The organism is Pseudoalteromonas sp. McH1-42, assembly GCF_022347845.1.
GTDB classification, from domain to species: domain Bacteria; phylum Pseudomonadota; class Gammaproteobacteria; order Enterobacterales; family Alteromonadaceae; genus Pseudoalteromonas; species Pseudoalteromonas rubra_D.
Genome location: NZ_JAKRFU010000003.1, coordinates 192,479 through 217,862, shown reverse-complemented (window position 1 = coordinate 217,862; position 25,384 = coordinate 192,479). Strand labels below are relative to the sequence as shown.

The window sequence follows — 25,384 nt, the reverse complement described above, 5'->3', positions numbered from 1 at the left end:
AATTTCACTTAATACCTGTTCAATTTGACGGAGCAAATATGACGCTAACTGTGTTAAAAATTTCTCATTTAGAACAACTAAATAGCAAAATTTTTGCCTGGTTATCGAACATATTTTCTCGCCTCAAAATAGAACACTTAATTAAGCAAATTGGTATAAGGCGTGGCAACACCGTTAAACTCTGTGACTGTTACCAAGGTATTTTCGTCGCACTGTGCATCAAGGTGCAGGTCGTCGAACAACAGTGACACCCCCATTTTTACTTGGATCATAGGAATCTGGACACATGTCAAACGCCAAATCTCTTGAACAACTAGAGCAAAAGCAAGACTTTATTCGTCGCCACATTGGCCCGAGCCCGGCTCAGGTGAGTGACATGCTTGCTGCGCTTGGAGTATCGAGTGTTGAAGAGCTGATCGGTCAGACAGTACCTAGCTCAATTTTGTTAGAGCAAGGCCTGCAAATTGGTGAAAGCCGTACCGAAGTAGAAACGCTGAGCTACCTGAAATCTGTAGCAAGCAAAAACAAGGTCTTCAAATCATACATCGGTCAGGGTTACCACCCGACACACGTGCCAAACGTTATCTTGCGTAACGTACTGGAAAACCCAGGTTGGTATACTGCGTATACGCCATATCAGCCAGAGATTGCACAAGGCCGCCTTGAGTCTTTGCTTAACTTCCAGACTATGACCATGGACATCACCGGCCTTGACCTGGCCAGTGCGTCATTGCTTGACGAATCAACCGCAGCAGCCGAAGCCATGGCGCTGGCTAAGCGTGTTTCTAAAGCGAAAAAAGCGAACCTGTTCTTCATTGCTGAAGACGTACACACACAAACCATCGACGTAGTCACAACCCGTGCCGAGCAGTTTGGTTTTGAAGTGATCGTTGGCCCTGCAAGCGATGCGGCAAATCACGAGATCTTCGGTGCCCTGTTCCAGTATCCAACTACGTCAGGTGAAGTGGTTGACATCACGGACATCATCGCACAAGTACAAAGCAAAAAAGCGATTGCCTGTGTGGCGGCTGACATCATGAGCTTAATGCTACTGAAAGCACCAGGTAAACTGGGCGCAGACGTGGTACTGGGTTCTGCACAGCGCTTTGGTGTTCCTATGGGCTACGGTGGTCCACACGCTGCGTTCTTCGCAACACGCGATGCATACAAGCGTTCACTGCCAGGTCGTATTATTGGTGTATCAAAAGACCGTTTAGGTAACGATGCACTGCGTATGGCAATGCAAACACGTGAGCAGCACATCCGCCGCGAAAAAGCCAACTCAAACATTTGTACAGCGCAGGTACTGCTGGCCAACATGGCTGCGTTCTATGCGGTGTACCACGGTCCTCAGGGCCTGAAAACCATTGCTGAGCGCATTAACCGTTTCGCCAGCATTCTGGCAACTGGCCTGAAAGCCAAAGGCGTAGCACTGAAGCACGACACCTGGTTTGACACCATCACAGTGGTTGCTAACGACGCAGACAAAGACGCGGTAGTCGCGCGCGCCGTTGCAAACGAAGTGAACTTTGCCATCAACCACGCTGGCGAGTACTCAATTGCACTGAACGAAACCACCACTCGTGCTGACATCGCTGAACTGTTCGACATCATCCTGGGCGAAGGCCATGACTTAGATGTAGCTGCACTGGACAGCGAAGTTGCTGCAAATGGCATTACAGGTATTCCGGCGAGCCTGGTACGTGATGACGAAGTACTGACACACGACAACTTCAACAGCTATCACAGCGAAACTGAGATGCTGCGTTACATCAAGCGTCTTGAGAACAAAGATTTGGCACTGAACCACTCTATGATCTCTCTGGGTTCTTGTACCATGAAGCTGAATGCGACCGCTGAGATGATCCCGGTCACCTGGCCTGAGTTCGCTGAACTACACCCATTCTGCCCGCTAGAGCAGGCACAGGGTTATCAGGTAATGATGACTGAGCTGCACGACTGGCTGGTTAACATCACAGGTTACGATGCAGTGTCACTGCAACCTAACTCAGGTGCTCAGGGTGAATACGCGGGTCTGATCGCTATTCGTAAATACCACGAGTCACGTGGCGAAGGTCACCGTAACGTGTGTCTGATCCCAAGCTCTGCACACGGTACTAACCCGGCGTCGGCGCAAATGGCCAGCATGAAAGTGGTTGTGGTTGGCTGTGACAGCGACGGCAACATCGACCTGGACGACCTGCGTGCGAAAGCCCAAGACGTCTCTGAGAACCTGTCTTGTATCATGGTTACTTACCCGTCTACCCACGGTGTATACGAAGAAGCTATCCGCGAAGTGTGTGAAATCGTTCACCAGCACGGCGGCCAGGTTTATATGGACGGCGCGAACATGAATGCACAGGTTGGCGTAACCAGCCCGGGTTCAATCGGTTCTGACGTATCGCACTTGAACCTGCACAAAACATTCTGTATCCCGCACGGTGGTGGTGGCCCGGGTGTTGGTCCTATCGGTGTTAAATCACACCTGGCACCATTCATGCCTAACCACAGCGTGATCAAAGTAGCTGGCACCAACGAAGGTAACGGCGCAGTTTCTGCGGCACCTTACGGCTCAGCAGCTATCCTGCCAATCTCTTGGGCGTACATTGCCATGATGGGCAGCGAAGGTCTGAAGCAGGCCACTGAAATGGCCATCGTGAACGCGAACTACCTGACAGAGAAGCTAAGCAAGCACTACCCGGTACTCTACCGTGGCCGCAACGACCGTGTTGCCCACGAATGTATTATCGACCTGCGTCCGCTTAAAGAAAGCTCAGGCATCACTGAAATGGACGTGGCTAAGCGTCTGATGGACTATGGTTTCCACGCACCGACTATGTCATTCCCGGTTGCTGGCACGCTGATGATCGAGCCAACGGAGTCTGAGTCTAAGGTAGAAATCGACCGCTTCATCGAAGCCATGATCTCTATCCGCGCTGAAATCGCTAAAGTAGAAAACGGCGAATGGTCTGTAGAAAACAACCCACTTGTGTTCGCACCACACACCCAGGCAGACGTACTGGGCAACGAGTGGGATCGCGCCTACGACCGCTTCTACGCAGCCTTTCCGGTCGCATCAGTAGCAAAAGACAAGTTCTGGCCAACGGTAACCCGTATCGACGACGTATACGGCGACCGTAACCTTATTTGTTCTTGCCCAGCTGTAGAGACTTATGCTGAGTAAGATTGGTTCGTAAGCCTTGCAATTGCAGGGCTGGCAAATGATAAAAACCGCTCGTTTTAGGACGAGCGGTTTTTTTGTGTTTGTTATCAGGCAATAAGTTAAAAAAATGGCAGAACTTTATGTTGTGTCATATCCAATGCCCTTGTGGGGTAAATACAGTACTGTTGCAAATTAATAAATAAAAAATCTGTGCCTTAAACAAGGTAATGTGAGAACACTTACAGCTATGTGCCGAGTATGTAGCAAGTCTTTTGCTTGAGCTTGTCTAATCTTTTCAATCAGTTAGTTTGCTCTTCAAGCATTGAAGCTGAACCATTCTTGACCTATTTACATTATACGGTTGCAATGTAACTTCGCATTGTTAGTATGTTGGTTATTAATAAATTCATGAATGTGAGGTTTGTTGAAATAAAGGCTTTTATTATTAGTTAGTTAGATTTATTTGCTTGACTGGTTACGCTTGCTGATAGGTTACTTCAGTGATAATCTTTTGGTTAACATTTGTTAATTTAGCTGCGTATTGGTCAACATTTGAAAGGATAGCTATGAAAGTCAGAATACGGCGAGCGGGCCTCTTTGCTGCCTTGTTAAAAGAAGCTGCGAAGTCGATTAAGTCAATGCGGATAGATGCTGGACTGAGTCAAAGCGCATTAGGGAAAAAATTAATGCCACCAGTTGACCAAGCCACGATCTCCAATTGGGAAACAGGTAAAACACATATTCCTTTTTTAGCATTTATGTATATTTGCTTTGTTTGTGGCGTTTGCCCTGAGCAAAAAACGAAGGAAATTCTGGACTCCCAATCGGCTGAGGATAACACCAACAAGAAGGATGCATCAGATGTTTAGTTATGAAAACTTCAAGTTATTTTATGATCTCATTGAAAACATGCTATTGCCGTTATTTTTGATTGCACTGTGTATCGGATGGAAAAATATTAATGTTCGTTACCTGATGATTGTGCTTGTTGTGTTGGAAGTGCTCGACAATATGACATATGAAATTGCACTTGGATGGGGAAATCCCTATTACATCTGGTCAATGCTTATGTGTGTTTTGTTTATCTTTCCTGTTGTTGGCAGACGCTTGTTGGCCGAAAGATTACAGAGTCGTTCAGCCTTCTTTAGGCAAGTAAATAAGCACTATTATGTGAGCAAGCAGGAAGGTGCATTTCTGTTCGTTCATTTTATATCTTTACTCATCAACTTGGTTACGTATATTGAAGTTACACTGTATACGCACTATGTAATTGATAGCTATCCAATAAGAAACAACTTATATAGCCCGGTGCAATCGTTTGTGCATATTGCTGAGGGTATATTAGTTCTGACAATCGCAAATCGATTTAGAAAGGAAAGATATGAAACAACTGACGGAGCAGCAGCAAAGAGCTGTTAGTGGACATGGTGGTGGCACAGGGTCTCCTATTCCTGATCGCCGCAGTTATCAGCAACCGTTAAAGCCTGAGGAAAACGGTGGTTAAGCGTTAATAATCAGTCTTGTACTTGAATGCCAACCAGGTTTGTTGGCTGGCATTCATGCTTAACTGTCCAATGAAATTGGCAAGTTTTCCCATAGGTTTGTTCTGCGGGTGTTTTTGAGTTAGCTCTATATCGCCATAACCTGTAGCTGTCGGGTGTCGCATATTGTTAAAGCGAATAAATGCAGCAGTCCATTTTAGGTATGCTTCAATGGTACGTTTGGCATAACGTCGTAGGTACATCTGCTCTTGCAGTATGAGTAGAAAAGGGGATTTCGTAAACGTTCCATTTGGTAGGTTGGTACTGGGTGTATGTACAGTTTTTTGGCTGTTGTCCAATAACATTATTACGTGCTGTTTTGTCTGATTTTTACACAAGTGTGTTTTTGCAGGTTGCAACCGATTGTTTACTTGGGGTTTGTTCCGTGGGACTATGAGGGTATGTAATACGGCCCGTTTTGTCGGTTTATGTTCCGACATTTTGGGGTAGAATAAATTGTTAGGCGCAAAAGGAACATAGATGCCAACTGAAGTTATAGATGTAATTGATACTGCAGTTAAAATTGGACTTGGTGGAATTATCACTGGGATCACGACATATGCGGTTACTTCTAAAAACCATAAAAATGAAAAAGACAAATACCTTTTAGAGCATAAATATAAAACCCTAGAAAGCTGTGCTGAAAAAATGGATGAATTTTTTGATGCCTGGATGGGACTTCTTACAAAAGTTGGAGGGATTTCTCGTCATATGGAAAATGAAGGAAAAGAGTACACAGATATATCCAAAAAGCGTTGGGACTCGATAAAAGAGAAAGATGCAGCCTTGGTTGAGTCATGGGGATCTAAAAGCTACGCAATCAGTAGGTTTAGAATTCTGGGAGCTGAAAACATTGTTGAGGCAATTAAAAAAACCAATACACCTCATAACTCGTTACGAGAGAAAGTAATTTTTGGAAAAACCGTACTTTCCCATGATGAATTCAAAGAATTCCGTACTGAATTAAACCAAATTAAAAAAGATGTTCATGCAGCTATATCAAAATTTTATGGAAGTATTAGCGTCTAACGAAATTTAGGAGGCACCCACCGATATCTGTACTATTTGTGGAGGAAGTTCCAACTGAAATGGGTGTCTTTGATTTTTTTACGGTGTTGCTGGGAGAGTTGGCAGACCGTAGTAAAAATGGCATCAGTCTAACCGGAGATGTTGCTGAATATATTAAATTTATCACTATAGCGCTAAGAGAAAATCCGCTCGAACTAAAGACATAACAAAGCGCTGCTGTCGGAAAAATTTTACGCTGCGCTCCAAATATGCCGCTGAGCGCTGAGTTATATTTACATGTTAAACTATGGAAAGATAAAATGATTGAATGGCTTAATCAAAATATTGGAACAGATGCTGCTACATATTTTGGGGGGTAGTTGGAATTGTTGGTATATTGTACGGTTATAAGCGAATAAAAAAAGAACATACACAATCTCAATCTGGTGGCGGGAATTCTGTAAATATTCAAGGAGGGAGAGATGTTAATGTAGGGAAGATAAAAAAGTGATATATCAAAAACAAATTTCCGGTGATTTTTCCCTAAATATTCTAGCAGGGCGAGATGTTAACTTTAATTTTGATACAGATGATGTTGGTAATATCATTAAGGGTCAAATGGAGGAGTTGTTTCATCGATTATCTAATTCTAATGATACGGTTAAAAAGGAAATTATTAATCTAATTAATGATGGTAGGATGGGTGATGCAAAAGAAAAGTTAGATTCATTGGTTGATGAAGCAACAAATAGTATTTCACAAGATTTTCTCGATTTTGCTAATTTATATTTAATTCTTGCTCCAGAAAAGTCAGGGAGTTTTTATAAAAAATCGATTGAGCTAAATCCTAATAACAATGCGGCAAAGAACGCATATGCATTAAGACTTATGCATATTGGAAAGCTTGATGAGGCTGAGTTAATATTAAAAAGTACTTTATTAGAATCAAACTTGACATCTCCTCAAAAAGAATCTCTTCTAGGTAACTTAGGTGTTCTGTATAAAAATTCAGCAGAGTGGGATAAGTCTCTTGAATCACTAAAGTCAGCTTTAGAATTATCCACCTTAAATAATAATAATGTCGGAACAATAAAGCACCTGAATAGTATTGGTAGTTGTTATACAAACTTAGAGAACTTAGATGAATCTGGGGTGTACTTGGAAAGAGCAATTAAATTAATCGATGATTTAATTGAGTGTTGTGATAATAAAGCTGAAAAAAATGAATATAAAAGAATAAAATCGAACATATTAACTAATATGTCAATTCGCTTGCGGCATTTATGGTTTAAGGATGAGGATGATGCTCACCTAATGAAAGCTAAAAATCACCTTGAAATTGCTGTTGAAATCGCAGATATATTAGATGAGAAAGTGGAAATTATGAGGCATTGGGGTAATCTTTCTAATATATATCGTCAATTGAATAACAACAAAGAAGCTAAGAAGTATATAATTAAGTCGCTTGATTTGTCGGTTAAGATTTGTGATGTCAGAGGTGAGGTTTGCAATCTAATAAATTTAGGCTTAATTTATTTTGATGAAGGGGGTTTTGACTCAGCTATTGAGTACTTCCAACAGGGGTTGTATAAGGAAAACAAACAATACCCAAAGCTTAGAGGGCATATTTTTGCTAATTTGGCATTAGCAAATAAAAGTAAGGGTGATTTTCAAACAGGAAAATGTTTCTTTGATAAAGCTATGGCTATTTATAAAAGGTTAGATTTACAAGATAGTATAAATGAATTAACTATAAGTTATGGTGAATTAGAAATATAAAGGAATTTTTTGGAGACACGGAAGTTTTGAGAGACACCCACCGAATTTGTTCCATTTGTGTAGGAGGCAGGGTCCCCTTGGTATGGGTGTCTATGATTATTGATATGCCTAAACCTCATATAACTGTGTTTTTAGTTGTGACTTATTGTTTACTTATCATTTGTTGCGTGTGAATATAAGTATATATAGTGCGTTTGTTTTTGTCGGTTTATATTCCTATGAATGGAATGGGATAAATAGTAATTCGTAAAGGAGTTTTTATGGGGGTGTTTAAAAAAGCAGCTTTTTTATTTGTGTTTGTTTTTCTTTCTAACCAATCTTATGCAGAGCCAAGCAAGTTTATAGCTCAGCCATGACAGCGCCGGCTTCAGTTTTTGATTTGTTTCTTTTTAAAATAGAAGAACAGTCAAAGTGTTATAGAGGTTGGTTTGGGAACTCCAAGACAAAAGACCATGAAACACCATGCTTGACTACACTTAAATATAATTTTGATGAAAACATAATAAAAATGAATTTTTTTGTGGGTGATGTCAATGAAAAAATGATTGGTTTTAAAGCTTCAAATGATAAAGATAAAGAAGCCATATTAAGAAATGTTTTATCTGATTTAGCTAGTACATTAGGTGTGGAAAAGAACAAGTATTCTGGATTAAAACTAGGAATGATTCAAATGACAAGTATTCGTAATGGCTGGTCAAGAGATGAGTTTGATGAATCAAATTTTAAAGAAGAGGTTACAAAAAGAACAGTAATAACAGTGACTGCAAATATAGAAGATGGGTTCATATATAAGGCAATTAGGAATCACCACGGTAAAGTACGGTTCGAAAAAAAGCGGAGTCACCTAAAACAGGAGCTTTAGGGTGGTTTTACGGATTTAACAAGAACAACCATCTAAAATTGCAAAAAAGAAAAGTTTGGAAGACACCCATCGATATCTGTACTTTTTCTGTGGAGGGAAGTCGAAACTTCGAATGCGTGCCTTTGATTTTTACTAACTACCTGACTGAGCAACTGAGGAAAAGTTTGGAAGACATAGCTGGAGCGTCCATATATGTCTTTAATTTTTAGCCTGCAACGAACTGCCAGCTCAGCACTACGCTTGCACAAACAACTATAAGTTGGCGTATCCAAATCAAGCTTCATCATTGATATCAGCGAAGAAACAAAACCCTGCGCAGCTCGAAGAGACGAGCGAAATACAGCCCGCAAAGTCAGACAGGTCTCAATGGCAATTTTGGAAGACACCCATCGATATCTGTACCAAGTTTTGGACAGTTTTGGAAGACACCCACCGATATCTGTAACTTTTCTGTGGAGGGAAGTCGCAACTTCGAATGGGTGTCTTTAATTTTTATGTATGTGGGTACGCTTCAATGAAGTGTTTGGCATAACGTCGTAGGCAACAATTTTGGAAGACATCCACCATTGTCCGTACCTTTTTTAGCGGAGATCACATCAGAAATCATTTCTCTACATAGCATTTAAAAATTTACCAGCAAGATAAAAGTATCCAGCACCCAAGAGCTGTAATCTCGCCCAAAAAGTAGGGTGATAATCGAGCACTTTTCTATTGTCCTTCCTAAAAATCAATAGTCACAAAAATGACACATAATTCACACTTGTAATACAGTGTAATAGATGAGCTTAGTTTATTGATGTAATTTACGAAACGAATTAAAGGCCAGTATTAATGCTTTTTAGCGTCGTGTAATTAAACAATAGAAATTTGGAGTAAATTATGGGTTCACGAAAAGGGATCGTAAATTCAGCAATGGTCGCCTCCGTGGTGACAGGCTCTATGGCCATGACTAGCCAAGTAAATGCTTTTGGCTGGGGTAGTATAGGTGACTTCTTTACAGATCCGATTGGAACCGTTGGCGGTGCCGTTACACAGGTAGCACAAGTGGTTAGGCATGTTACTAGCCCAGTGACAAATGTTGCAATTGACACACTTAGGCATGGTGCAAACGTTGTGAATGATGCAACTAACTTGGTTGGTGTTGACTCCACAGCTATTACTGATAAAGCCATATCACTCGCTCAGCAAATGGCCACTTTAGACAACATGGGAACATTTGTCGCTGACCAACAAGAAAAGCTTGCTGCACTTGAACACTTTGCGACTGTTGCTGTGACCAACGCACACTACCATGGTCAATTAGAAGCATTGGTCGATGGCGTCAATGAAAACAACGTAGAGCTTGCAAAAAACATTGTGTACAGCCTGATAAAAGACATTGACTACGATACGTTAAAGCTCGTCGTAGATCAGGTCAAAACATATGACGGTGCACAGTCTTTGATGTTTATGGTCAATAAAGGTAATTTAGGAGTAGGGGTGGCTGTTGACGTTCATGAACTGGAGCGTATTAAGTATGGCCATCATTCTAACCGCCACGAACCAATCATGAGCTTTTTTGTTCAGGCTGTGAACCCAGCAACGCCGAATAACCAACTAAAATTTTCTGTTGGCTACCATAAGAATCCGCCATTGCAGGTATCAGGAAATAGTGTAAGCCTATCAAGTACGGTTAAGAAGATGAAAGTCAGCCTTGCATTTGCATCGTTGAATAGCAGTGACTTCCTTGCTCTGGTTGATGTACAAGCTTTGCGAAACCAACATAAAATGACCGCTGTCGGCGTCAGTGCAAATCCTGTTAGCTTGCAAGCAGGAAGCACATCAAGACAAGTTGTATTCAAAGAATGTCAAAACGGTAGATTACAAGCGAACGGAGTAGATTGTAATCAACAAGGTTTGTCTATTAGTGCGCTGACCGGTGTCTATGCCATGGACCAACACACAGCGCTTGGTGGTGTGTCATTTACATTTAAGTCATCTGGTATAGTGGATGGCATGTACTGCGTACAAACAGTCGAACCCGCAGATCCACATACCTGGCAAGACAACTACTTCTGCTCATCAGAAGACATTGGCATGAAATGGTCTTTTGCTGGCCCAATCGATGGCATGCGCTGTACGCAGATCATCGAGTTGGCAGACCCGCATACATGGCAAGACAACTATCTATGTTTACCTAATGACTCAGACTATTTATTCTCTTGGAATAGTGCTGGTAAAGGTAATATGAAAAATACGGTAAGATGGCTTGAAGCCGCAGATCCACATACTTGGAATGACAACTACCTGGGCATTGAAAAATACGTAGAGTTGAAAATATTCGATAAGTGTTTAGATATTAATGGGTACCATCCAAGCAATGGTCAAGACATCATACTGTACGATTGTCACACTGGTGCAAACCAGAAATGGCTATTCACTACCGATGGTAAAGTGAGAAGTAAAATGAACTATAACAAGTGCCTTGATTATAGAAACTCAGCGACGAGCAATGGCGAAAAACTGATGATTTGGGACTGTAACACCAGCCCGACACAACAGTTTGAATATATCAATGGCCAATTAAAAACTGTATTGCAACCATCTCGTTGTGTCGATTCTCCACAGCCACATAACTTCACAAGAACACACTTGTGGGATTGTCCCGTGTTAACTCAACACAATCATGTAGTTGTTTCAAAATAATAAACATACTCTCTGCTGGGAAGTGATGCGATGCGCTTTCCAGCAGATTTCTTAATCGAGTTTTGCGAGACCCCCGAGTTTTGCGAGACACCTACCGATATCTGTCCCCGTTATGTGGAGGAAAATGACACTTTGAGTAGTAATTACACGGACAGCCACTTTAAACTAATTACACAGACAGCGACTTAAAACAGCCAACCAAAAAAGCTGTTATGTTCTAAATTGAAGTGAAGAATTACAATATGTTGGTTTTGGAGAGTCAGGGCTAGTACAGCTCAGCCAGTTCCAAGCCAAGCAGCGCAGTTAAGTCTTTAGCTACAGTACTAATTCGAAGTCAGGTATGAGTCTTTTTACCCTAGCAAGCGTTCACAATTAGCCAGATTAGGGCGCCGCTTTTTTTGCAGGTGCTCACAGTATTCAGTCACGGCTTGCTGCCTGCCGACTGCGCCTTGGAACATTTTGGTAAATCGAGTGGTGAGTTTTAGCCAGTTTTCGGGCTCTATTTGTAATCTGGCGAGGATAGGTTGGGCATCGCAGATGTGATCTCGCTTATCTGCACGAATGCATCGGCCTGTTAGCTCAACCAGTTCAACGTAATATTCAAGCTCAAAGGGCAATCCTTTGGGCATGTTTTGCCTTGGGTTACCAGCAAAGCGCAGAAGGCTTTTGGGTTGTTTGCCATGCAGTGCGTGTTCAATGCGTTTTTTGATACTGGTGGCAATTTTGGAAGACACCCACCATTGTTTGTACCTTTTTTAGCGGAAATCATTTCTCTACATAGCATTTATAAATTAACCAGAGAGCCATGAGAGACACCCACCGATATCTGGACCCATTTCAGGGGGGGGAGGTGGCAACTTTGAATGGGTGTGTTCGATTTCTTGGTTGTTACAACAGATTGTTTACTTCGAGTTTATTCCATGGGACCATGAGGTTATGTAATACAGCCTGTTTTGTCGGTTTCTGTTTCGACGTGTTGGGGTAGAATAAATTGTTCAGTACAGGGAAGCTATGAATCATATTTATCTTAAAAATGGCGATCTAACTAAAGAAGCAAGAAGCTTTTTCATGGATTACCTCAAGCTTCAGGCCACACTAAATACTGCTGCTATTCTTGTGTGTATTTCAATAATAAAGGATTTGTCATCTATATTTAGCTCTCAGGTAATAGCCTACTCACTGGCCCTTTTTACAAGCTCTATTTTATTTACTGTATTCTGTAAAATGCATTTCGTTGCCTATGTGGCAAGTCATGACAACCCTAAAATATGGGCTAAATACTTTGGCCAAGGACTATTTATCATCTCATTCATGAGTTTTGTCTTTGGTCTTAGCCTTTTATGTATACTGGTTTGGAAGCAGGGCGCTTAACAAGTTAACGAAAAAATGGACGTAAAATTGCAGGTTTGCGCTCATTCTTCGCTTGGTTTTGCCTGCTACTTTTCGTCGTTTATTAAGGTGTTATGTGAATTGGACATGTTGAATGGATTTACTAGATGAAGAAACGATTTCTTTTTTAACTCAAGAAGAGAAGTTGGAATATTATAAAGCACAATCTGACGTTTCGAAGTTCGCACCAAAGTTAAGCGTTAATGAAGGTCCGAAGTCAGAAGAAGAGATGTTAAGAGAAGCAAAAGCATATGAAAAAATGGTCAGAAAGAAGTTGGCTCCCTTTTTAAGAATCGCATTAAATAGGAAAAATCGCTCACTAAACCCAAAACAAACTGTTGCGAGTAAATTTAAAACCAAGCTCAAAATATACCTGACAGTTTTAAGTGCCATCATTGTTTTTGTTTTTATCAAGAATGTATTTTTTTAAGCAATGTTCACATAGCAAGTTGTTCAAATTCGTTCGTAAACTCACTGGGGCAATTAACAGTTGGCTTTGCGCGTCGTGCAAGTTTAGTCAACCGTCAAATGCCCCTTAGCAAAACGTTAGCTATTTAAGGGATAAAATGAAGTATAAAGTGGTACCTGTAAGATCGGATTTCTTAGATAAAGTTAGAAATTTAGGTATAGACGATCAAAATCAACCTGTAGAAATCATGGAAGCAAAAGGTGGTGAGCCATGTCGAGATGTACTTCGTGGAGCAAAGGTTGGTGAAGAATTAATATTGGCCAGTTATTGTCCATTCACAAAAACAGGCCCGTATAAAGAATATGGTCCAATTTTCGTGTTGGCAAACTCACAGAGGGGAGAATTTGATAGTAATAAACTGCCATTGCCAAATGGATCTGAAACCGATTATTTAGGTCATACATTTGTGCTAAAAGCATACTGTGAAAACGAGCGTATATTAGACGCAAAATTGACATCACCTGAGCAAGCAGAGTCAGACCTTGAAGAGTTTTTAACTAATGAAAAGGTTAGCTTTGTAATTGCAAGATATGCTGCTTATGGTTGTTACAGTTTCAGAGTTGAGCGTGCTGTATAGCTAATGATCTGATTAATAGGAAAAAATTGCTGGGTCGCTATATGTATTGCGCTTCGCGTGCATAAACCAACCCAGCAAATGTTGCCAATTTTCAAGGCGCTAGATATCTTTATGAATAGTTTTAAGATGGAAGCATTTAATGAAAGAAGTTAAAAATTACATCCCGCCTTTAGTTGCTCTCCTCATTCGTGCAGAAGAGTTAAAAGAAGCTGAGTTGACAGAAACGGAGGTTCTAAAGATAAAGGATTCTTCCACATATGTTCTGGTTCCAGAAGATGTTGCTGTAGCAACTGCGGAGAGTAGAGGCTATGCGGATATTGATTCAGAAAATGTGTGGGAAGAGTGGCAAAAAATAAGAATAGAAATTTTCGCTAGCGATACCTAACAAGTTAATTAAACGATAGATACAAAATAGCAGGCTTGCGCTCATTCTTCTCTTGGTTTAGCCTGATATTTTTCACTGTTTATTAAGACGTTAGGTAACCATGAGAGTGTTCAGCAAGATTTTATTTGTGGTGCTTTTTAGCTATCTACTGTTGATGTTCTTAGTTGTTGGTTGGGAATACTATATGCTTGGAATAATAGAACAGCCGAGAATGATTGAAGAATACAGATTCGGTTCTGAAGCAATGGTGTCAAATGGCGGAATGAAATATAAGACACATCAAGCATATGTTGCGTATAGTTTTAAGGCTGTTCTCATCATACTTACCTCCATTTTCGCTGGCCTCTCAGTGTTAAAGTTCACAAAAAAGAACAGTGTATGGAAAGCTAATACAATATATGTGTTAGCAATAGTGGCACTGTTTAAGTTTACATAATTGGTTGCCTAACAAGGAAAATCAAAAATGCTGGACAAAAAACAGTTGGCTTTGTTCGTGCCTCACAAATTTTAGCCAACTATTTTTTGTTGTTTATTTGCAGCGTTAGGGCATCACCATAGGTGATTAGATTCTTCATATATTCCACTTTAGTAATTTTAAGTCTCAAATCTTTGCGATAGTGCAAATTGATGACACATTTACTATTTGTTGTAGAGGGAAAACCGACCCTATTGGTGAAAGGCCCCTTAGCCAAAAATTTGATCATGAATATATATCTTCAACACAAATTTGGGAGGCATCCACCGATATCTGTATCTTTTTTGCTTGGAATGCGTATCTTTGAATTTTCTTAAATCAACACTTAAGTTGAGTGGGAACCAGTTTTTCAATTTATTGCTTAATATATTGTGGATCGAACTATAGTGAAAAAATATGAATCCAGGCTAGAAATTCCGGGTATCCTGCCGAGCTGTTTTACTATAAGTTGTACCCATTTTATCTTTTAATCAGTATAATAGACGAGATAATAATATCTATTTTGGAGTTGCTTATGAAATATTTACTCGCTGCGTGCTTGATCTTCAGTGGAGCATCTTTTGCTGCATCTAATGAAACAGGAAAAATCACCTCTATTTTAACTGGTCCTGTTTATGGCGATAAGCTGTTTTTTAAAGTGAATGGAACAATTAAATACAAGGCATCATGTCATACTAACGAACATTTTGATTATGTTGTGGATATATCTACTTCAACAGGTAAAGCCTATATGAGTCTAATTATGGCAGCATACGCAGCCGGTAAAACTGTCACTGTAAGTGGATATCATGAATGTTCGATTTACCCTGGTGTGTCTAACTTTAGGTCTCTAAACTCAAAGTAACGTACAGGGGCCGTTCAATATTCTATGTCAGCTAATTTAAATCACAGATCTAAGGCCTTATTAAGGCGCGCTTTGAAATGGATTGCTAACTGACATAGAGTAACATTCCTAAAATACCAAAATCACATAAAAGACACCCACCAAGATTTGTAAATTTTTTCTGAGGGTAGTCACATGTTGAATTGATGTCTTTGGCTTTTTTGGCGGCTTCGGAATAAGAAGTGAAGCATTACGTAAGGTCGGCTTTGGTGTCGGAGATAGCGCGGATATCCAAGTTGAATCTGCCCCCTTAGGGAATTTCAATTTGGAATGGGTGTCTTTGATTTTTTTGATTTTACGTTTATGGTTTTTAGAGTAAAAGAGCCCAATTGATGGGCTCTTTTATTTTAACCTTAATTTAATAGGTTGCTAATCACTGGTATTAGGTAGGCTAAATCGTGCCTGCCTTGTAACTCTGAATCTAGCTTAGACATGTCAGAAGCATTAAATTCGTAATCGTGTGTACGGCTATTTACATGATGAATTCTGTCGAACGGAGAAGCCGCCTCAAGCTTTTGAAGTGTTTCAGAATGGCTTGCTCCTTTAAGCCTGTTTAGGTCAGTCCCATACACGGCCGGATCAATGTCTAGAGCACTAAAAGTAGGAATAAAATTCGGCTCTTGACAATTATGGCATCTAGCATAGGCAGGATGGGAAGGCGTCGCCTCTAATATATTGTTATTTATCGTATTCAACATACTTCGGGTAAGGCCAATATTAGTGCCTGGAGCACTGTTTACATACTGATAATAAGGAAACTCATTCAATTTTGTATCCTCTTTTACATGCTTATCGTTGCCGAAAGGTCGATCTACACGTGTATAAGACTTGAATAGACTCTCGTTTCGATTGCCATTAGGTGTGTTTTCCTTAAAAGTAAAATCAGCAGCTTCTAATTCGCCGGGATTCCCCGAATGTGGTGCAACAATAAATTTTGATGCATTCCAGTTTGAAGGTGTATTATAGCTGTTTACAAGAGATGCATTAGTAAATACAACTTTGCGTATATCGTTAGGGAGGGGCATCGAGTCTAACTCTCTTAATAGAGTTGAGCGATAGCTACCATTTTTATCAACAATATGGTTTATCAATAGTTGCTTAGATGAGGTGGAATGTATATTTTCGTATGATACTTGCACCATCGAACGTATATCACGTATTGCTCGCTTGGCTTCGCTAGTTAGTTCAGACAACTCAAGGAAGAAAAGTGGTGTATAATCTAGAGCTGAAGTGAGAAAATCAAAAGTCGATAGGCTAATTACACCAATACTACCGAAATCATCGAGCATTGAGTCAATAAATAAAGGTAATCTTTGATAAGCCAGTGGTATGTTTGCTCCCTTAAGTGGGGAATCTATGGTAACCCATGTTCTAATGTTGGTTTCGATACCATATTTGTGCGCATAACCGATGGCATATTTAGATACTACACCACCCAAGCTTGTACCAAGTACTGAAATGCTTGGTTTATGGTTATTGGTTTGATTGGCTTCGTTTATCATTTCAATACCTTGAAGCACCGTGAAGGCATTGAGCTGTATATGGTCACCTGAGCCAAACCTTTTACCTTGCTCATATTCATAGGCAAAAAGAAAAATATCAGAGTTTGGATATCTTGCTTTAATTTCTGACGGACTAGCACCCATAAAAGCATTTCTAAATACTAGGTCTAGATCTTGGTAAATAGCGTCTGAGTTATTGTTAACTGCAAGCAGTGCGCCAGGATAAGGTGCTACTACAATTATTGGTTGATCATAAGCTTGAGCACCAGAGTCATTGGTATACAGTTTTAGTTGCATTGAGCCTCGTTTACCAGCATAGGATCTGGTAGAGGACAAAATACAGCCATTTGCGTTTAGAGCATAGTTAATATTATAGCAAGATTGAGGTAAGCTGGTTTTTGAGCTATTAAATAGTGCGAATGCATCCGCACTAGCTAAAAAAGCTGCCATGCTTAATAAAGCAAGTTTTAATTTGTAAAACACAAAATGTCCTTTTGTTTATGATTGTTTAGATAAGCCAATAAAAATTGAATTTCATCTGATATTTATAAAAATTCAACAGTTTTGAAACTGGAAGTTATAAAGTACCTAGTTTAAGTCAGTCTTGTACCTTGATCAAGAGCATGAGTTGGCGTCATGCTTGTCCTAGTTTTTGGAGAGGTCTAGAAGGTTACAAAAAGCTACATTGTCACACTTTTTATTTACAATTAAATTTCAAAAAAGTCACGATGACATCCTCATTAAAAGATAAAACGTAGCGATCCTACTATTGGAGCGCACAGTTTAGGATAGTCACAGGATCGAGTCTTCCAGATGGATATGCTAAGCGCTATATGGATCCCTTCAAAAACTTGGTATGCAGATGATACGTTGTCTATCTTTAGAACATGCTCAATGGACTGAGGATGCTAGATTATGCCAACGGCAAGAAAAAGGCAGGTTAGCCTATCAGATACTAAATATTACCACTGCATATCCCGGTGTGTTCGCCGGGCATTTCTATGCGGTAAAGACCGTCTCACGGGCAAGTCATATGAACATCGGCGAGATTGGGTTGAGGAAAAATTGCTGACCCTTGCTAAGGTGTTTTGCATCGATGTATGTGGCTACGCGGTTATGAGTAATCACACGCATATTGTATTGTATGTTGATGATAAAAAAGCGCAAAGGATATCAGACAGAGCAATCGTTCTTCGCTGGCATAAACTGTTTAAAGGCAACTGGCTGACGCACAAATTCATAAATGGAGATCAGCTGAGTGCATCCGAGTACAGTATGTTGGCAGCTGATATTGCTGAATTCAGACTCCGGCTTGCAAGCATCAGCTGGTTTATGCGGGTGCTTAATGAAGACATTGCCCGCAGGGCCAACAAAGAAGATGGTTGTACAGGTCGATTTTGGGAAGGGCGATTCAAGTCGCAGGCTTTGCTGGATGAAGCGGTATTGGCAGCGTGCCTGGCTTACGTTGACCTGAACCCAGTCAGAGCCAAAATGGCAGAGACACTGGAAACGTCAGACTACACCAGCGTTAAACAGCGTATTGAGCATGCACAGCAAGGAAAGCAACCCAAAAGCCTATTGCGTTTTGCAGGTAATCCAAGAAAGTACATGCCCAAAGGGCTGCCGTTTGAGCTGAGCTATTACATTCAGCTGGTTGAGTTAACAGGCCGATGCATGCGTGCAGATAAGCGAGGTTATATCTGCGATAGTCAGCCACTGTTGGCGAGGTTACAAATAGAGCCGGATAACTGGCTCAAACTAACTACGCAGTTCACGAAGGTCTTTCATGGCGCGGTAGGGCGAGAGCAAGCGATGACAAATTACTGTGAGCATCTTCATAAAAGGCGTCGAGCCAATCTGACACAGTGTGAGCGGTTACTGGGTTAATGCTTTTTTTCAGTATTAGTTTGAATTCTCTAAATTCAGGTTTGGTGCGCTTTTGTACAGCCGGGCTCTGGCTATTTTTCCGTGGGGCGAGTTTAAATTTATGACACTCATTGCTACTGGCTAATAAGTATGGAATTCAATCGTCTAGTATCGTCAATTTAGAACATACCATGGTATCAAGCTCGAATGGGCTGTAATATATGGCTATGATCCAAGCCATGGGCATCGCAGAGTGTTTTTTAATCAAAAAACACATCAGGATAAGCTGGTTTGGGGCTATTGTTGATTCGGAGTATATCTTGAAACCTTTATTAAACTTAGTTCAACTTCATTGGCTTTCATTCACAGCCTTAATAGCTTTGCTAATTACAGGTTTGTCTTTATATCCAGTAGATAGTCTTCCTGCGGTTCCTGGTACAGACAAAACTCATCATTTTATTGCTTATGGTGCTTTGGCATTTCCAGTTGCGTTAGCGAGACCTGAAAGGTGGTCGCTGTTTATAACAGGTTTTTTAGTTTATAGTGGAGTTATTGAGTTAGTTCAGCCATATGTTAATCGCTATGGAGAATGGCTCGATTTAGGCGCTAATGGTTTAGGACTATTGGTGGGTGTTTTATTAGCTTCTTTTTCTAGGTCAATTTTCTTAAAAGAAAAATTTTTATAGATATCTAGCACCATTTTTTCATTTCCAAGTATAACACATAGGCTTTAGCGTAGGTGAGGAGATGAACGTTTCTAAACTCGGCTGTTTTTTTAAGGTATTGGATGTATGAAGACACTGCTTTTGTACATAAGTCTGCTCTCAGTAATTTTCATATTATTAATAAAGTCAATGTATTATTGGCCAGAAAGTAAAATTAAGCATTTTACTTTTGTTTTTACTTATTCTGATCAATTTGTTGAAGCTATGCGTGCCACAGAGGACGCCGGGTATGTTTCTATCCAATGGCATGACAAATCCCATCAGCGTGATGAAAGCTCAATGGCCTGGGAAGCTGGCGAACCCAAATATAAAAAAGTGGTTAAGCCAGATTTGAGTAAAATTATTGGGCCATATAAAGAAACCGGTTTACAATCACTCTGGCTTCAATACTACCAGGGGGCCTGGCTAATTAGGAAAGCGTTTTCATACAAAGATGAAAACGGAACAGGCGAAGGCATTTATGCTTTTGGTACAGTAAACCCCAAAGATGTGTGCTTGCCAAACACCCAATGTGTTGAACACCTTTTTGGACAGTGGCATGTGATAAAGAATTAGCAAATCACAGGCTTCCAATCAAACACACCTTGCTTCAATGTCAACTCAATGACAAACTCTGGCCGGGTCAATTTTTTATACTCGGATTGCACAAGTGGCAGAAAATTGAAGAGACACTTCGGCTAAAACAATATAGACTTCCGGTGCACAGATTTAAGTAGGGTATACCAACGTAACCATTCCGAATTACCTAAATATTAACCTGTTAATTTGTGCCTTATATTTAGGTGTTGGCTTTCTTTCAGAGTTTTGAGATAACTTAATGATCCGCTGTATTTTTATTTTTTCTTTGATAATTTTCAGTTCAGCTTCTTCTGCTGGCAAAAGAGAATCTGCTGACTTAATGTTGAAAAGCTTGGCAGCCAAGACCTGTGAAAAGTTAGGCACAGATTGCGAAATAATAAAAAGGCGCTGCCCTCAGATGGTTCCAATGCCAAATACTTGTATTGTTATGGAGTATTTTGACTTGGAAGTGGCAAAAGAGCGGTGCGGTGTTGATACATATATGACATGTTATCAAGACAATATTCGCTTTAAGGGAAAAGCCCTTCATGAGTTTACGCTTCCCAATCAAGGTAAACCTATTTTAAAAAGAGCCTTCAAAGAGTGTGGCTCTGTTGGTTATTATGAGGTCAAATCAAGTCAGCTAAAGAATATCGAGTGGGCGATTATCGGTGTTATGAATAGTGTGATGGAACAAGCAGAACTTTACCCACCAACTTATCAAGATAGTAAAGTGTATTTTGATTGTTTAAGTGCTGTCAAATAGCCTTATAAAACACCAATTAATTAGTATTTAAAGGTTTCTAGTGGCTTAACCCTTGTTTCATAACATAAGTCTCTTGAAGTGTCGGGGTTCACTTATCACTTAAAAGCGACAGAGCTAGCCTGGTTGCAAAGCAAAAAGTCATTGAGTGATCGATATGATTTTTCATCCAGCCCATTGAGTTGGACAGATCCCAAATGCAGGCTCTGCTGGTTAACAATATGTGTCTGTACTTAACGTTCTCTGTACATCGTGTGAGACTCATTGCACGGTAAAAGCGTTCAGCGAGTGCCATTTCTGCAATTTATGATTTAATCAGAGCCTTTTCTTTCCCGAAATTTACAGTGCATAAGATAGTTGCAGTACATAAGAGATGCATAAGTAAGTGAAGAGATACCCACCCCTAGTTGCAAATGCGAACAGCTGGCAGTTTCACTTTAGAAATGTATGAAGCACTGTCCTCTCTAGACAAAGCTATTTTTGAATAGAGAAATAAAGAGTTTGAAAATTGTTCTATCCTTACTAACTGAGTATCAGTGTGTTGTGGGGTAGTCCATGAAAAGCTCCTTAAAAGTTAAGCTGTTAACACCAATGTCTGCAATGTTAGCTATGTTTGCTATTGTCGTACTTGCAATGTTGTTTACTTTGCATACGCTTGAATCTCAATTTGTTGAGCTTAAAGATAAGAATATACATGCGGCCAACCAGGGGCGGTTGGCGCTATCGCTGTTTAAAACACAAGTGCAAGAATGGAAAAATGTACTGATCCGCTCTAAATCAGTCCAAGAGCGAAATAAATATTGGCAGCGTTTTTTGAACTCAGAAAATGAAGTGAAAAGGGTACTCGAGAACATTGGGCAGTCAAAACAGCACTCTATGGCGGTTAAAACACTTATCTCTAAAATATTAAAAGACTATAGTGATGCGACAGGAAAATACAAAGCTGGCTATGATATTTTTCTGTCTTCTGATTTAAATATAGAAAAGGCTGATCAACATGTTAAAGGCATAGACAGGGCTTTGAGCGAATCGCTGGTAGAGCTTGTTCTGAAAATAGATGAAAGTGTGGATGATAATTTTGAAAGTTTAAAAGATTTTTCATCACGCACTAGTTTTACAGTAAGTTTGATCAGTATGTTGACCGCAATTATTGGGGTTGCGTTTGTTCTGCTATATATTCAAAAAATAATTGTCAGGCCGATTGGCGATCTCAATGAAGTATTAAAAGCGATTGCGGAAGGGGATTACACAAAGAACATTTCGCATTCATCAAGTGATGAGATAGGAGAGTTGGTTCAGAGTGCGCGATATATGCAAGAAAAGTTATCTGACAGTGTTGGGCTCATTAATTTAGTCAACCATGAAGTGAGTACTGCTTTTGCTAAACTATCAGAAATTTCCGACGAAATTGGTCATAGCTCAGTATCGCAAAGCAAAATAGTCGATAGTTTAAACCAGGCTACTGCACGCTTATCCACCATCGCCGAGCAGAATAAAATGGACTCAAAACAAGCGTTCGATTCTTTTAAATCAACAAGCGAAGCGACAGCACAATGTGCAGCTTCTTTGGACTTAGCTGATAAAGATATGGGCGAGTTGGTTGGTGAAATGCAAGCAATTGCAGGTAATATTGAGCAGTTAGAAAGCCGGTCTTCTGAAATTGTTAATGTGTTACAGGTTATTCAAAATATTGCAGAGCAAACCAACTTATTGGCGCTCAATGCCGCAATAGAAGCCGCTAGGGCTGGTGAACAAGGGCGAGGGTTCGCGGTGGTTGCCGATGAGGTGAGAAGCCTTGCAACACGAACCCAAAATTCAACACTTGAAATAAAAGACATTATCGACGGCACTTTACTAAGTTCTAAACAAGCGGTGGCCTCGATACAATCAGGTCTATCTAAAACAACGCAAACCGCGCAATCGGTTGCACAGGTGAGCAGTGTGTTGGGTCAAACCTCGACTTCATTTGATAGCCTGATCACGGTGACCCATTCAGTAGATGATAATGCGGTGCACCAACAAGATATTTCGCAAAGTATTGTTGAAGACGTTGCGCAAATGCTGGTGATTTCTGAAACGCTGGAAAAAATGGCACAAAGCGATGAGGTCTCTGTCGCAGTGAACAAAGCTTCTGTCGATTTGCAGTCATTGGTTGAGCGGCTGTCAACCAATAAAGGTGACGTGAGTTTGTTTTAACGATGGAACCAGTCGAGTCTCATAGGCCAGGTCTCCCAGCATGCCATTTAACAGCACATATTCGCAATATATCCGACGCATCCACTTCACTGTTATAAAATAACTTCTTCTGAGCCTGACATCTTTGCCTGGTTCTGTACTGCTAGTGAGAGGGAGCACTGGAAATCTGAATGTTTCAAAGTGCTTAGTATCAATATCGGGGCAGTTTTTTCTGAGCACTTCGTGTAGGATTGTGAAATAACGCATAATGTGGCTATTTTTTCTTTTGACGAGAATGAATTCGCTCAGGCTATACCGTGATTTTTTATCAAATTGATTTTCATTAAGTATCGGAGAACCTTAAGGCCACGGCGTAATTTCAAAAACCGACAACTGTAGCTTTATGAAATATTTTAGAAAAATGATTGAGCAGTATATTCCTGTCACTGATGACGAATGGGAGAATGCTTGCGGAATGTTTGATATCAAAAGTGTTAAAAAAGGAACGACGGTTCACCATGCAGGTAATGTGTTTAGTGAAATATGGTTTATAAAAAGCGGTTTAGCCAGATCATATTTGATTGATATGAATGGCAAGGAGCACACCTGGCAACTCTATTTTCGCGGGAAAAGTAAACATGGTTTGAATCACTTTATGGACGATAGTGTTAGCTTCTACGAAAACACAGGCTCAATGCTGAACTTTGAAACCCTTGAAGATTCGGTCTTTTACGTAACGTCTCTGAATAAGCTTGATAAGTTCATATCACAAGAGAAAAAGTGGGAGCTTTTAACCAGAATATGGATACATAACACCTATTATTCTGCCACATACAAACGTGTACTTTCTCTCATGTCAGAGACTGCTGCCCAAAGGTACGCGCGCTTACTTGAAGAGTATCCTTTTATATTTAATCAAGTTAAGTCATATCATATCGCCTCTTACCTGGGGATTGCTCCCCAGACTTTGAGCAAATTAAAAAATGAATCTAGGTGAATGAATTCACGTATTTCGTTGTTTACCATGTGCTTTTTACTGGAGACTAACAATGAATACCTTTCAAAGATGTAAAAAACAACCTGAACAAAGTACTTCGCTTTACATTGCCAGGTGTGTATGCCGCACTGTTAATACTGCCGCTGAATATATGCAAGGAGTGAGGTGATGGAGCTTACACAAACAGGTGCACAACTTATATTTATTGGAATTGCCTTTTTTCTCATTGGTTTAATACAAGGTGCATTGATACCTGCTGTAAAAAATTCCCGGATGGCGCTTTCTGGTCACTTGACGGCTGTTCAATGTGGTATGGCAGTGGCCCTTTTTGGTGTTATCTGGTCACTCGTGGAGCTGTCTTTATTTTTGGAATTGCTTGCAGCCTATGGCTCCGTATTTGGGTTCATGCTTATCTGGCTGGGAATAACCATTGCGTCAGTAACAGGTGCAAGTCAAGTGCTTCCGATCGCGGGTGCTGGATTCACAGCTAATATTACAGCTGAACTCGTTGTTATGATGACGGTACGTATTGGATCACTCCTTTCATTAATCGGGTGTACGGTACTGGTTTTTGGACTACTGCCAATACTGGGGTAGAGTTTTTGCAGGACTTTTTCAAGACACCCATTCTAACATTGGGCGATATTCACATTAGTTTGTGATGGGGGTCAGGTCTGTAATATGCACCTGGCCTATGAGCAAATTAGTGTCTTCTCTCCATATTGAGATATGCATTGTTGAAAACTGACTTGCATTCATGACAGCCAAATAAATCAAAGACACCCAATCGAACAGTTGATTCAAAGATCTCTTTCTTTGTGCAGACACCCAGTGTAATTAGGTCTTTGCAATTAGTTCATTTGGTTTCCCTGCTCAATGTGTCCATTCTTTTGTTCAAAAGCATACTATTTCTATGCATTTTCTGAGTATCAAAAATGTTGGATGCTTGCTGTCGATACAAGTAGTTAGTTAAGAGCTACAGCGACGTAGCTTACTAGGATATTTAAATGTACCTGTCTAGTCATCTCGTGATACAGTCCCAGTTTATTAAACAAAAAATAACCGGATGCATCATTCTGAGTCGTGATTGTTGCCAAAAAAGTTGCACTTGCAAACACACAGCCTTCGGGCTTCGGTAGCAGCGTTCAGCCTTATGTGTCGGTATATGTTGCTCAATTGGATTAAGGAAATATGAAAAAGAAACTACTCGTACTGTTTACTTGTATGCTGGCTAGTACAAGTGCATTTGGTAAATATATTACTCATTTAAACTCTAGTGGTGTAGAGATTACACGATTTTTTACTCATGAAAATGGGGCTGTCAGCTTGTATATATCGGGTGCTGTAGACAATCTGGATGAATGTACGTCAACATTTAGAGTTTATATCCCTCACGATCTTCCTGGAAAAAATATAATGGTGTCTAGCGCATTAGCAGCATTTGCATCCGGTAAAAAAGTTGGTTTTCATGGTTCTGGTTGCCGTACCACTTCTTTTTGGGGGGGAACACAAGACGTGCCGATCGTAAATAATATGTGGATCATAAAGTGAGGATATAGCAAGTCATACATGATGAGCCATA

25 protein-coding genes and 1 pseudogene are annotated in these 25,384 nt (G+C 40.3%); 21 read left to right on the top strand and 5 right to left on the bottom strand.

Annotation, left to right across the window (positions count from 1 at the left end; all coding sequences use genetic code 11):
* Positions 1–137 precede the first annotated feature (137 nt).
* Complete coding sequence (locus tag MHN31_RS24195) at positions 138–272, bottom strand: hypothetical protein (RefSeq protein ID WP_275446734.1); 135 nt, start codon at positions 270–272, stop codon at positions 138–140.
* Between the two features lie 14 nt (positions 273–286).
* On the opposite strand from MHN31_RS24195, the gene gcvP reads away from it, so the two are divergent.
* From gcvP to MHN31_RS24190, 4 genes are all read left to right on the top strand, one after another.
* Complete coding sequence (gcvP, locus tag MHN31_RS04390; protein WP_239443547.1) at positions 287–3,184, top strand: aminomethyl-transferring glycine dehydrogenase; 2,898 nt, start codon at positions 287–289, stop codon at positions 3,182–3,184.
* 545 nt (positions 3,185–3,729) lie between these two features.
* Complete coding sequence (locus tag MHN31_RS04385) at positions 3,730–4,032, top strand: helix-turn-helix transcriptional regulator (RefSeq protein ID WP_058797546.1); 303 nt, start codon at positions 3,730–3,732, stop codon at positions 4,030–4,032.
* Positions 4,025–4,582 (top strand): hypothetical protein, encoded by a 558-nt coding sequence (locus MHN31_RS04380; protein WP_125561966.1) that lies wholly within the window; start codon positions 4,025–4,027, stop codon positions 4,580–4,582. Before MHN31_RS04385 ends, MHN31_RS04380 begins: the two co-directional genes overlap by 8 nt.
* The gene (locus MHN31_RS24190) at positions 4,545–4,667 is read left to right on the top strand and encodes a hypothetical protein (RefSeq protein ID WP_275446733.1); all 123 of its coding nucleotides are present in this window, start codon (positions 4,545–4,547) and stop codon (positions 4,665–4,667) included. The genes MHN31_RS04380 and MHN31_RS24190 overlap by 38 nt, the downstream gene beginning before the upstream one ends.
* Before the next feature lie 3 nt (positions 4,668–4,670).
* Here the strand turns inward: MHN31_RS24190 and MHN31_RS04375 are convergent, their stop codons facing one another.
* The gene (locus tag MHN31_RS04375) at positions 4,671–4,919 is read right to left on the bottom strand and encodes a phage integrase N-terminal SAM-like domain-containing protein (RefSeq protein WP_343224661.1); all 249 of its coding nucleotides are present in this window, start codon (positions 4,917–4,919) and stop codon (positions 4,671–4,673) included.
* 265 nt (positions 4,920–5,184) lie between these two features.
* Between MHN31_RS04375 and MHN31_RS04370 the strand changes: the two genes are divergently transcribed.
* The 3 genes from MHN31_RS04370 to MHN31_RS04360 all read left to right on the top strand — a co-directional run bounded on the left by MHN31_RS04370 (position 5,185) and on the right by MHN31_RS04360 (position 8,353).
* The gene (locus MHN31_RS04370; protein ID WP_239443545.1) at positions 5,185–5,733 is read left to right on the top strand and encodes a hypothetical protein; all 549 of its coding nucleotides are present in this window, start codon (positions 5,185–5,187) and stop codon (positions 5,731–5,733) included.
* 486 nt (positions 5,734–6,219) lie between these two features.
* Entirely contained in the window at positions 6,220–7,491 is a 1,272-nt protein-coding gene (locus tag MHN31_RS24360; RefSeq protein ID WP_239443544.1) for a tetratricopeptide repeat protein, read from the top strand.
* A 352-nt stretch (positions 7,492–7,843) separates the two neighbouring features.
* Positions 7,844–8,353, top strand: a complete 510-nt coding sequence (locus tag MHN31_RS04360) for a hypothetical protein (protein ID WP_239443543.1) — start codon at positions 7,844–7,846, stop codon at positions 8,351–8,353.
* Between the two features lie 32 nt (positions 8,354–8,385).
* Here MHN31_RS04360 and MHN31_RS04355 read toward each other — a convergent pair whose 3' ends face one another.
* Positions 8,386–8,739: a transposase gene (locus MHN31_RS04355; RefSeq protein ID WP_239443542.1), complete on the bottom strand. Its 354-nt coding sequence runs from the start codon at positions 8,737–8,739 to the stop codon at positions 8,386–8,388.
* Between the two features lie 493 nt (positions 8,740–9,232).
* Here MHN31_RS04355 and MHN31_RS04350 point away from each other — a divergent pair, with 493 nt between their 5' ends.
* The gene (locus MHN31_RS04350; RefSeq protein WP_239443541.1) at positions 9,233–11,038 is read left to right on the top strand and encodes an RICIN domain-containing protein; all 1,806 of its coding nucleotides are present in this window, start codon (positions 9,233–9,235) and stop codon (positions 11,036–11,038) included.
* A gap of 350 nt (positions 11,039–11,388) precedes the next feature.
* On the opposite strand, the pseudogene MHN31_RS04345 reads toward MHN31_RS04350, so the two are convergent.
* Positions 11,389–11,754 (bottom strand): annotated as a pseudogene (locus MHN31_RS04345) (transposase); the annotation flags it as partial.
* A 295-nt stretch (positions 11,755–12,049) separates the two neighbouring features.
* On the opposite strand from MHN31_RS04345, the gene MHN31_RS04340 reads away from it, so the two are divergent.
* From MHN31_RS04340 to MHN31_RS04320, 5 genes are all read left to right on the top strand, one after another.
* Positions 12,050–12,409 (top strand): hypothetical protein, encoded by a 360-nt coding sequence (locus MHN31_RS04340; protein ID WP_239443540.1) that lies wholly within the window; start codon positions 12,050–12,052, stop codon positions 12,407–12,409.
* A 112-nt stretch (positions 12,410–12,521) separates the two neighbouring features.
* A complete protein-coding gene (locus MHN31_RS04335; protein WP_239443539.1) occupies positions 12,522–12,857 on the top strand; it encodes a hypothetical protein in 336 nt (111 codons plus the stop codon).
* 136 nt (positions 12,858–12,993) lie between these two features.
* A complete protein-coding gene (locus MHN31_RS04330; RefSeq protein ID WP_194867609.1) occupies positions 12,994–13,473 on the top strand; it encodes a DUF1203 domain-containing protein in 480 nt (159 codons plus the stop codon).
* A gap of 139 nt (positions 13,474–13,612) precedes the next feature.
* The gene (locus MHN31_RS04325) at positions 13,613–13,858 is read left to right on the top strand and encodes a hypothetical protein (RefSeq protein WP_125561950.1); all 246 of its coding nucleotides are present in this window, start codon (positions 13,613–13,615) and stop codon (positions 13,856–13,858) included.
* 989 nt (positions 13,859–14,847) lie between these two features.
* Positions 14,848–15,177, top strand: a complete 330-nt coding sequence (locus tag MHN31_RS04320; protein WP_239443538.1) for a hypothetical protein — start codon at positions 14,848–14,850, stop codon at positions 15,175–15,177.
* A 392-nt stretch (positions 15,178–15,569) separates the two neighbouring features.
* Here MHN31_RS04320 and MHN31_RS04315 read toward each other — a convergent pair whose 3' ends face one another.
* The gene (locus MHN31_RS04315; protein WP_239443537.1) at positions 15,570–17,201 is read right to left on the bottom strand and encodes a hypothetical protein; all 1,632 of its coding nucleotides are present in this window, start codon (positions 17,199–17,201) and stop codon (positions 15,570–15,572) included.
* Between the two features lie 432 nt (positions 17,202–17,633).
* Between MHN31_RS04315 and MHN31_RS04310 the strand changes: the two genes are divergently transcribed.
* The 8 genes from MHN31_RS04310 (at position 17,634) to MHN31_RS04275 (ending at position 25,353) form a co-directional block, all read left to right on the top strand.
* On the top strand, positions 17,634–18,605 hold the full coding sequence (locus MHN31_RS04310; RefSeq protein WP_239443536.1) for a transposase: 972 nt from the start codon (positions 17,634–17,636) through the stop codon (positions 18,603–18,605).
* Positions 18,606–18,805: 200 nt separating this feature from the next.
* Positions 18,806–19,270 carry a VanZ family protein gene (locus tag MHN31_RS04305; RefSeq protein WP_239443535.1) on the top strand — a complete coding sequence of 155 codons (465 nt, stop codon included), beginning with the start codon at positions 18,806–18,808 and terminating at the stop codon, positions 19,268–19,270.
* Positions 19,271–19,375: 105 nt separating this feature from the next.
* Positions 19,376–19,864 (top strand): hypothetical protein, encoded by a 489-nt coding sequence (locus MHN31_RS04300; RefSeq protein ID WP_239443534.1) that lies wholly within the window; start codon positions 19,376–19,378, stop codon positions 19,862–19,864.
* A 262-nt stretch (positions 19,865–20,126) separates the two neighbouring features.
* Positions 20,127–20,633 (top strand): hypothetical protein, encoded by a 507-nt coding sequence (locus MHN31_RS04295; RefSeq protein WP_239443533.1) that lies wholly within the window; start codon positions 20,127–20,129, stop codon positions 20,631–20,633.
* Positions 20,634–21,185: 552 nt separating this feature from the next.
* Positions 21,186–22,826 (top strand): methyl-accepting chemotaxis protein, encoded by a 1,641-nt coding sequence (locus tag MHN31_RS04290; RefSeq protein ID WP_125561937.1) that lies wholly within the window; start codon positions 21,186–21,188, stop codon positions 22,824–22,826.
* Between the two features lie 382 nt (positions 22,827–23,208).
* A complete protein-coding gene (locus MHN31_RS04285) occupies positions 23,209–23,802 on the top strand; it encodes a Crp/Fnr family transcriptional regulator (protein ID WP_239443532.1) in 594 nt (197 codons plus the stop codon).
* Positions 23,803–23,970: 168 nt separating this feature from the next.
* On the top strand, positions 23,971–24,399 hold the full coding sequence (locus MHN31_RS04280; RefSeq protein WP_230090624.1) for a hydrogenase: 429 nt from the start codon (positions 23,971–23,973) through the stop codon (positions 24,397–24,399).
* Positions 24,400–24,993: 594 nt separating this feature from the next.
* Complete coding sequence (locus MHN31_RS04275) at positions 24,994–25,353, top strand: hypothetical protein (RefSeq protein WP_138539454.1); 360 nt, start codon at positions 24,994–24,996, stop codon at positions 25,351–25,353.
* The last annotated feature ends 31 nt before the right edge of the window (positions 25,354–25,384 follow it).

Bases quoted from the DNA above. Each gene is read 5' to 3' on its own strand.
- MHN31_RS24195 (WP_275446734.1), bottom strand. From the start codon at position 272: ATGATCCAAGTAAAAATGGGGGTGTCACTGTTGTTCGACGACCTGCAC.
- gcvP (WP_239443547.1), top strand. From the start codon at position 287: ATGTCAAACGCCAAATCTCTTGAACAACTAGAGCAAAAGCAAGACTTT.
- MHN31_RS04385 (WP_058797546.1), top strand. From the start codon at position 3,730: ATGAAAGTCAGAATACGGCGAGCGGGCCTCTTTGCTGCCTTGTTAAAA.
- MHN31_RS04380 (WP_125561966.1), top strand. From the start codon at position 4,025: ATGTTTAGTTATGAAAACTTCAAGTTATTTTATGATCTCATTGAAAAC.
- MHN31_RS24190 (WP_275446733.1), top strand. From the start codon at position 4,545: ATGAAACAACTGACGGAGCAGCAGCAAAGAGCTGTTAGTGGACATGGT.
- MHN31_RS04370 (WP_239443545.1), top strand. From the start codon at position 5,185: ATGCCAACTGAAGTTATAGATGTAATTGATACTGCAGTTAAAATTGGA.
- MHN31_RS04360 (WP_239443543.1), top strand. From the start codon at position 7,844: ATGACAGCGCCGGCTTCAGTTTTTGATTTGTTTCTTTTTAAAATAGAA.
- MHN31_RS04350 (WP_239443541.1), top strand. From the start codon at position 9,233: ATGGGTTCACGAAAAGGGATCGTAAATTCAGCAATGGTCGCCTCCGTG.
- MHN31_RS04340 (WP_239443540.1), top strand. From the start codon at position 12,050: ATGAATCATATTTATCTTAAAAATGGCGATCTAACTAAAGAAGCAAGA.
- MHN31_RS04335 (WP_239443539.1), top strand. From the start codon at position 12,522: ATGGATTTACTAGATGAAGAAACGATTTCTTTTTTAACTCAAGAAGAG.
- MHN31_RS04330 (WP_194867609.1), top strand. From the start codon at position 12,994: ATGAAGTATAAAGTGGTACCTGTAAGATCGGATTTCTTAGATAAAGTT.
- MHN31_RS04325 (WP_125561950.1), top strand. From the start codon at position 13,613: ATGAAAGAAGTTAAAAATTACATCCCGCCTTTAGTTGCTCTCCTCATT.
- MHN31_RS04320 (WP_239443538.1), top strand. From the start codon at position 14,848: ATGAAATATTTACTCGCTGCGTGCTTGATCTTCAGTGGAGCATCTTTT.
- MHN31_RS04310 (WP_239443536.1), top strand. From the start codon at position 17,634: ATGCCAACGGCAAGAAAAAGGCAGGTTAGCCTATCAGATACTAAATAT.
- MHN31_RS04305 (WP_239443535.1), top strand. From the start codon at position 18,806: ATGGCTATGATCCAAGCCATGGGCATCGCAGAGTGTTTTTTAATCAAA.
- MHN31_RS04300 (WP_239443534.1), top strand. From the start codon at position 19,376: ATGAAGACACTGCTTTTGTACATAAGTCTGCTCTCAGTAATTTTCATA.
- MHN31_RS04295 (WP_239443533.1), top strand. From the start codon at position 20,127: ATGATCCGCTGTATTTTTATTTTTTCTTTGATAATTTTCAGTTCAGCT.
- MHN31_RS04290 (WP_125561937.1), top strand. From the start codon at position 21,186: ATGAAAAGCTCCTTAAAAGTTAAGCTGTTAACACCAATGTCTGCAATG.
- MHN31_RS04285 (WP_239443532.1), top strand. From the start codon at position 23,209: ATGAAATATTTTAGAAAAATGATTGAGCAGTATATTCCTGTCACTGAT.
- MHN31_RS04280 (WP_230090624.1), top strand. From the start codon at position 23,971: ATGGAGCTTACACAAACAGGTGCACAACTTATATTTATTGGAATTGCC.
- MHN31_RS04275 (WP_138539454.1), top strand. From the start codon at position 24,994: ATGAAAAAGAAACTACTCGTACTGTTTACTTGTATGCTGGCTAGTACA.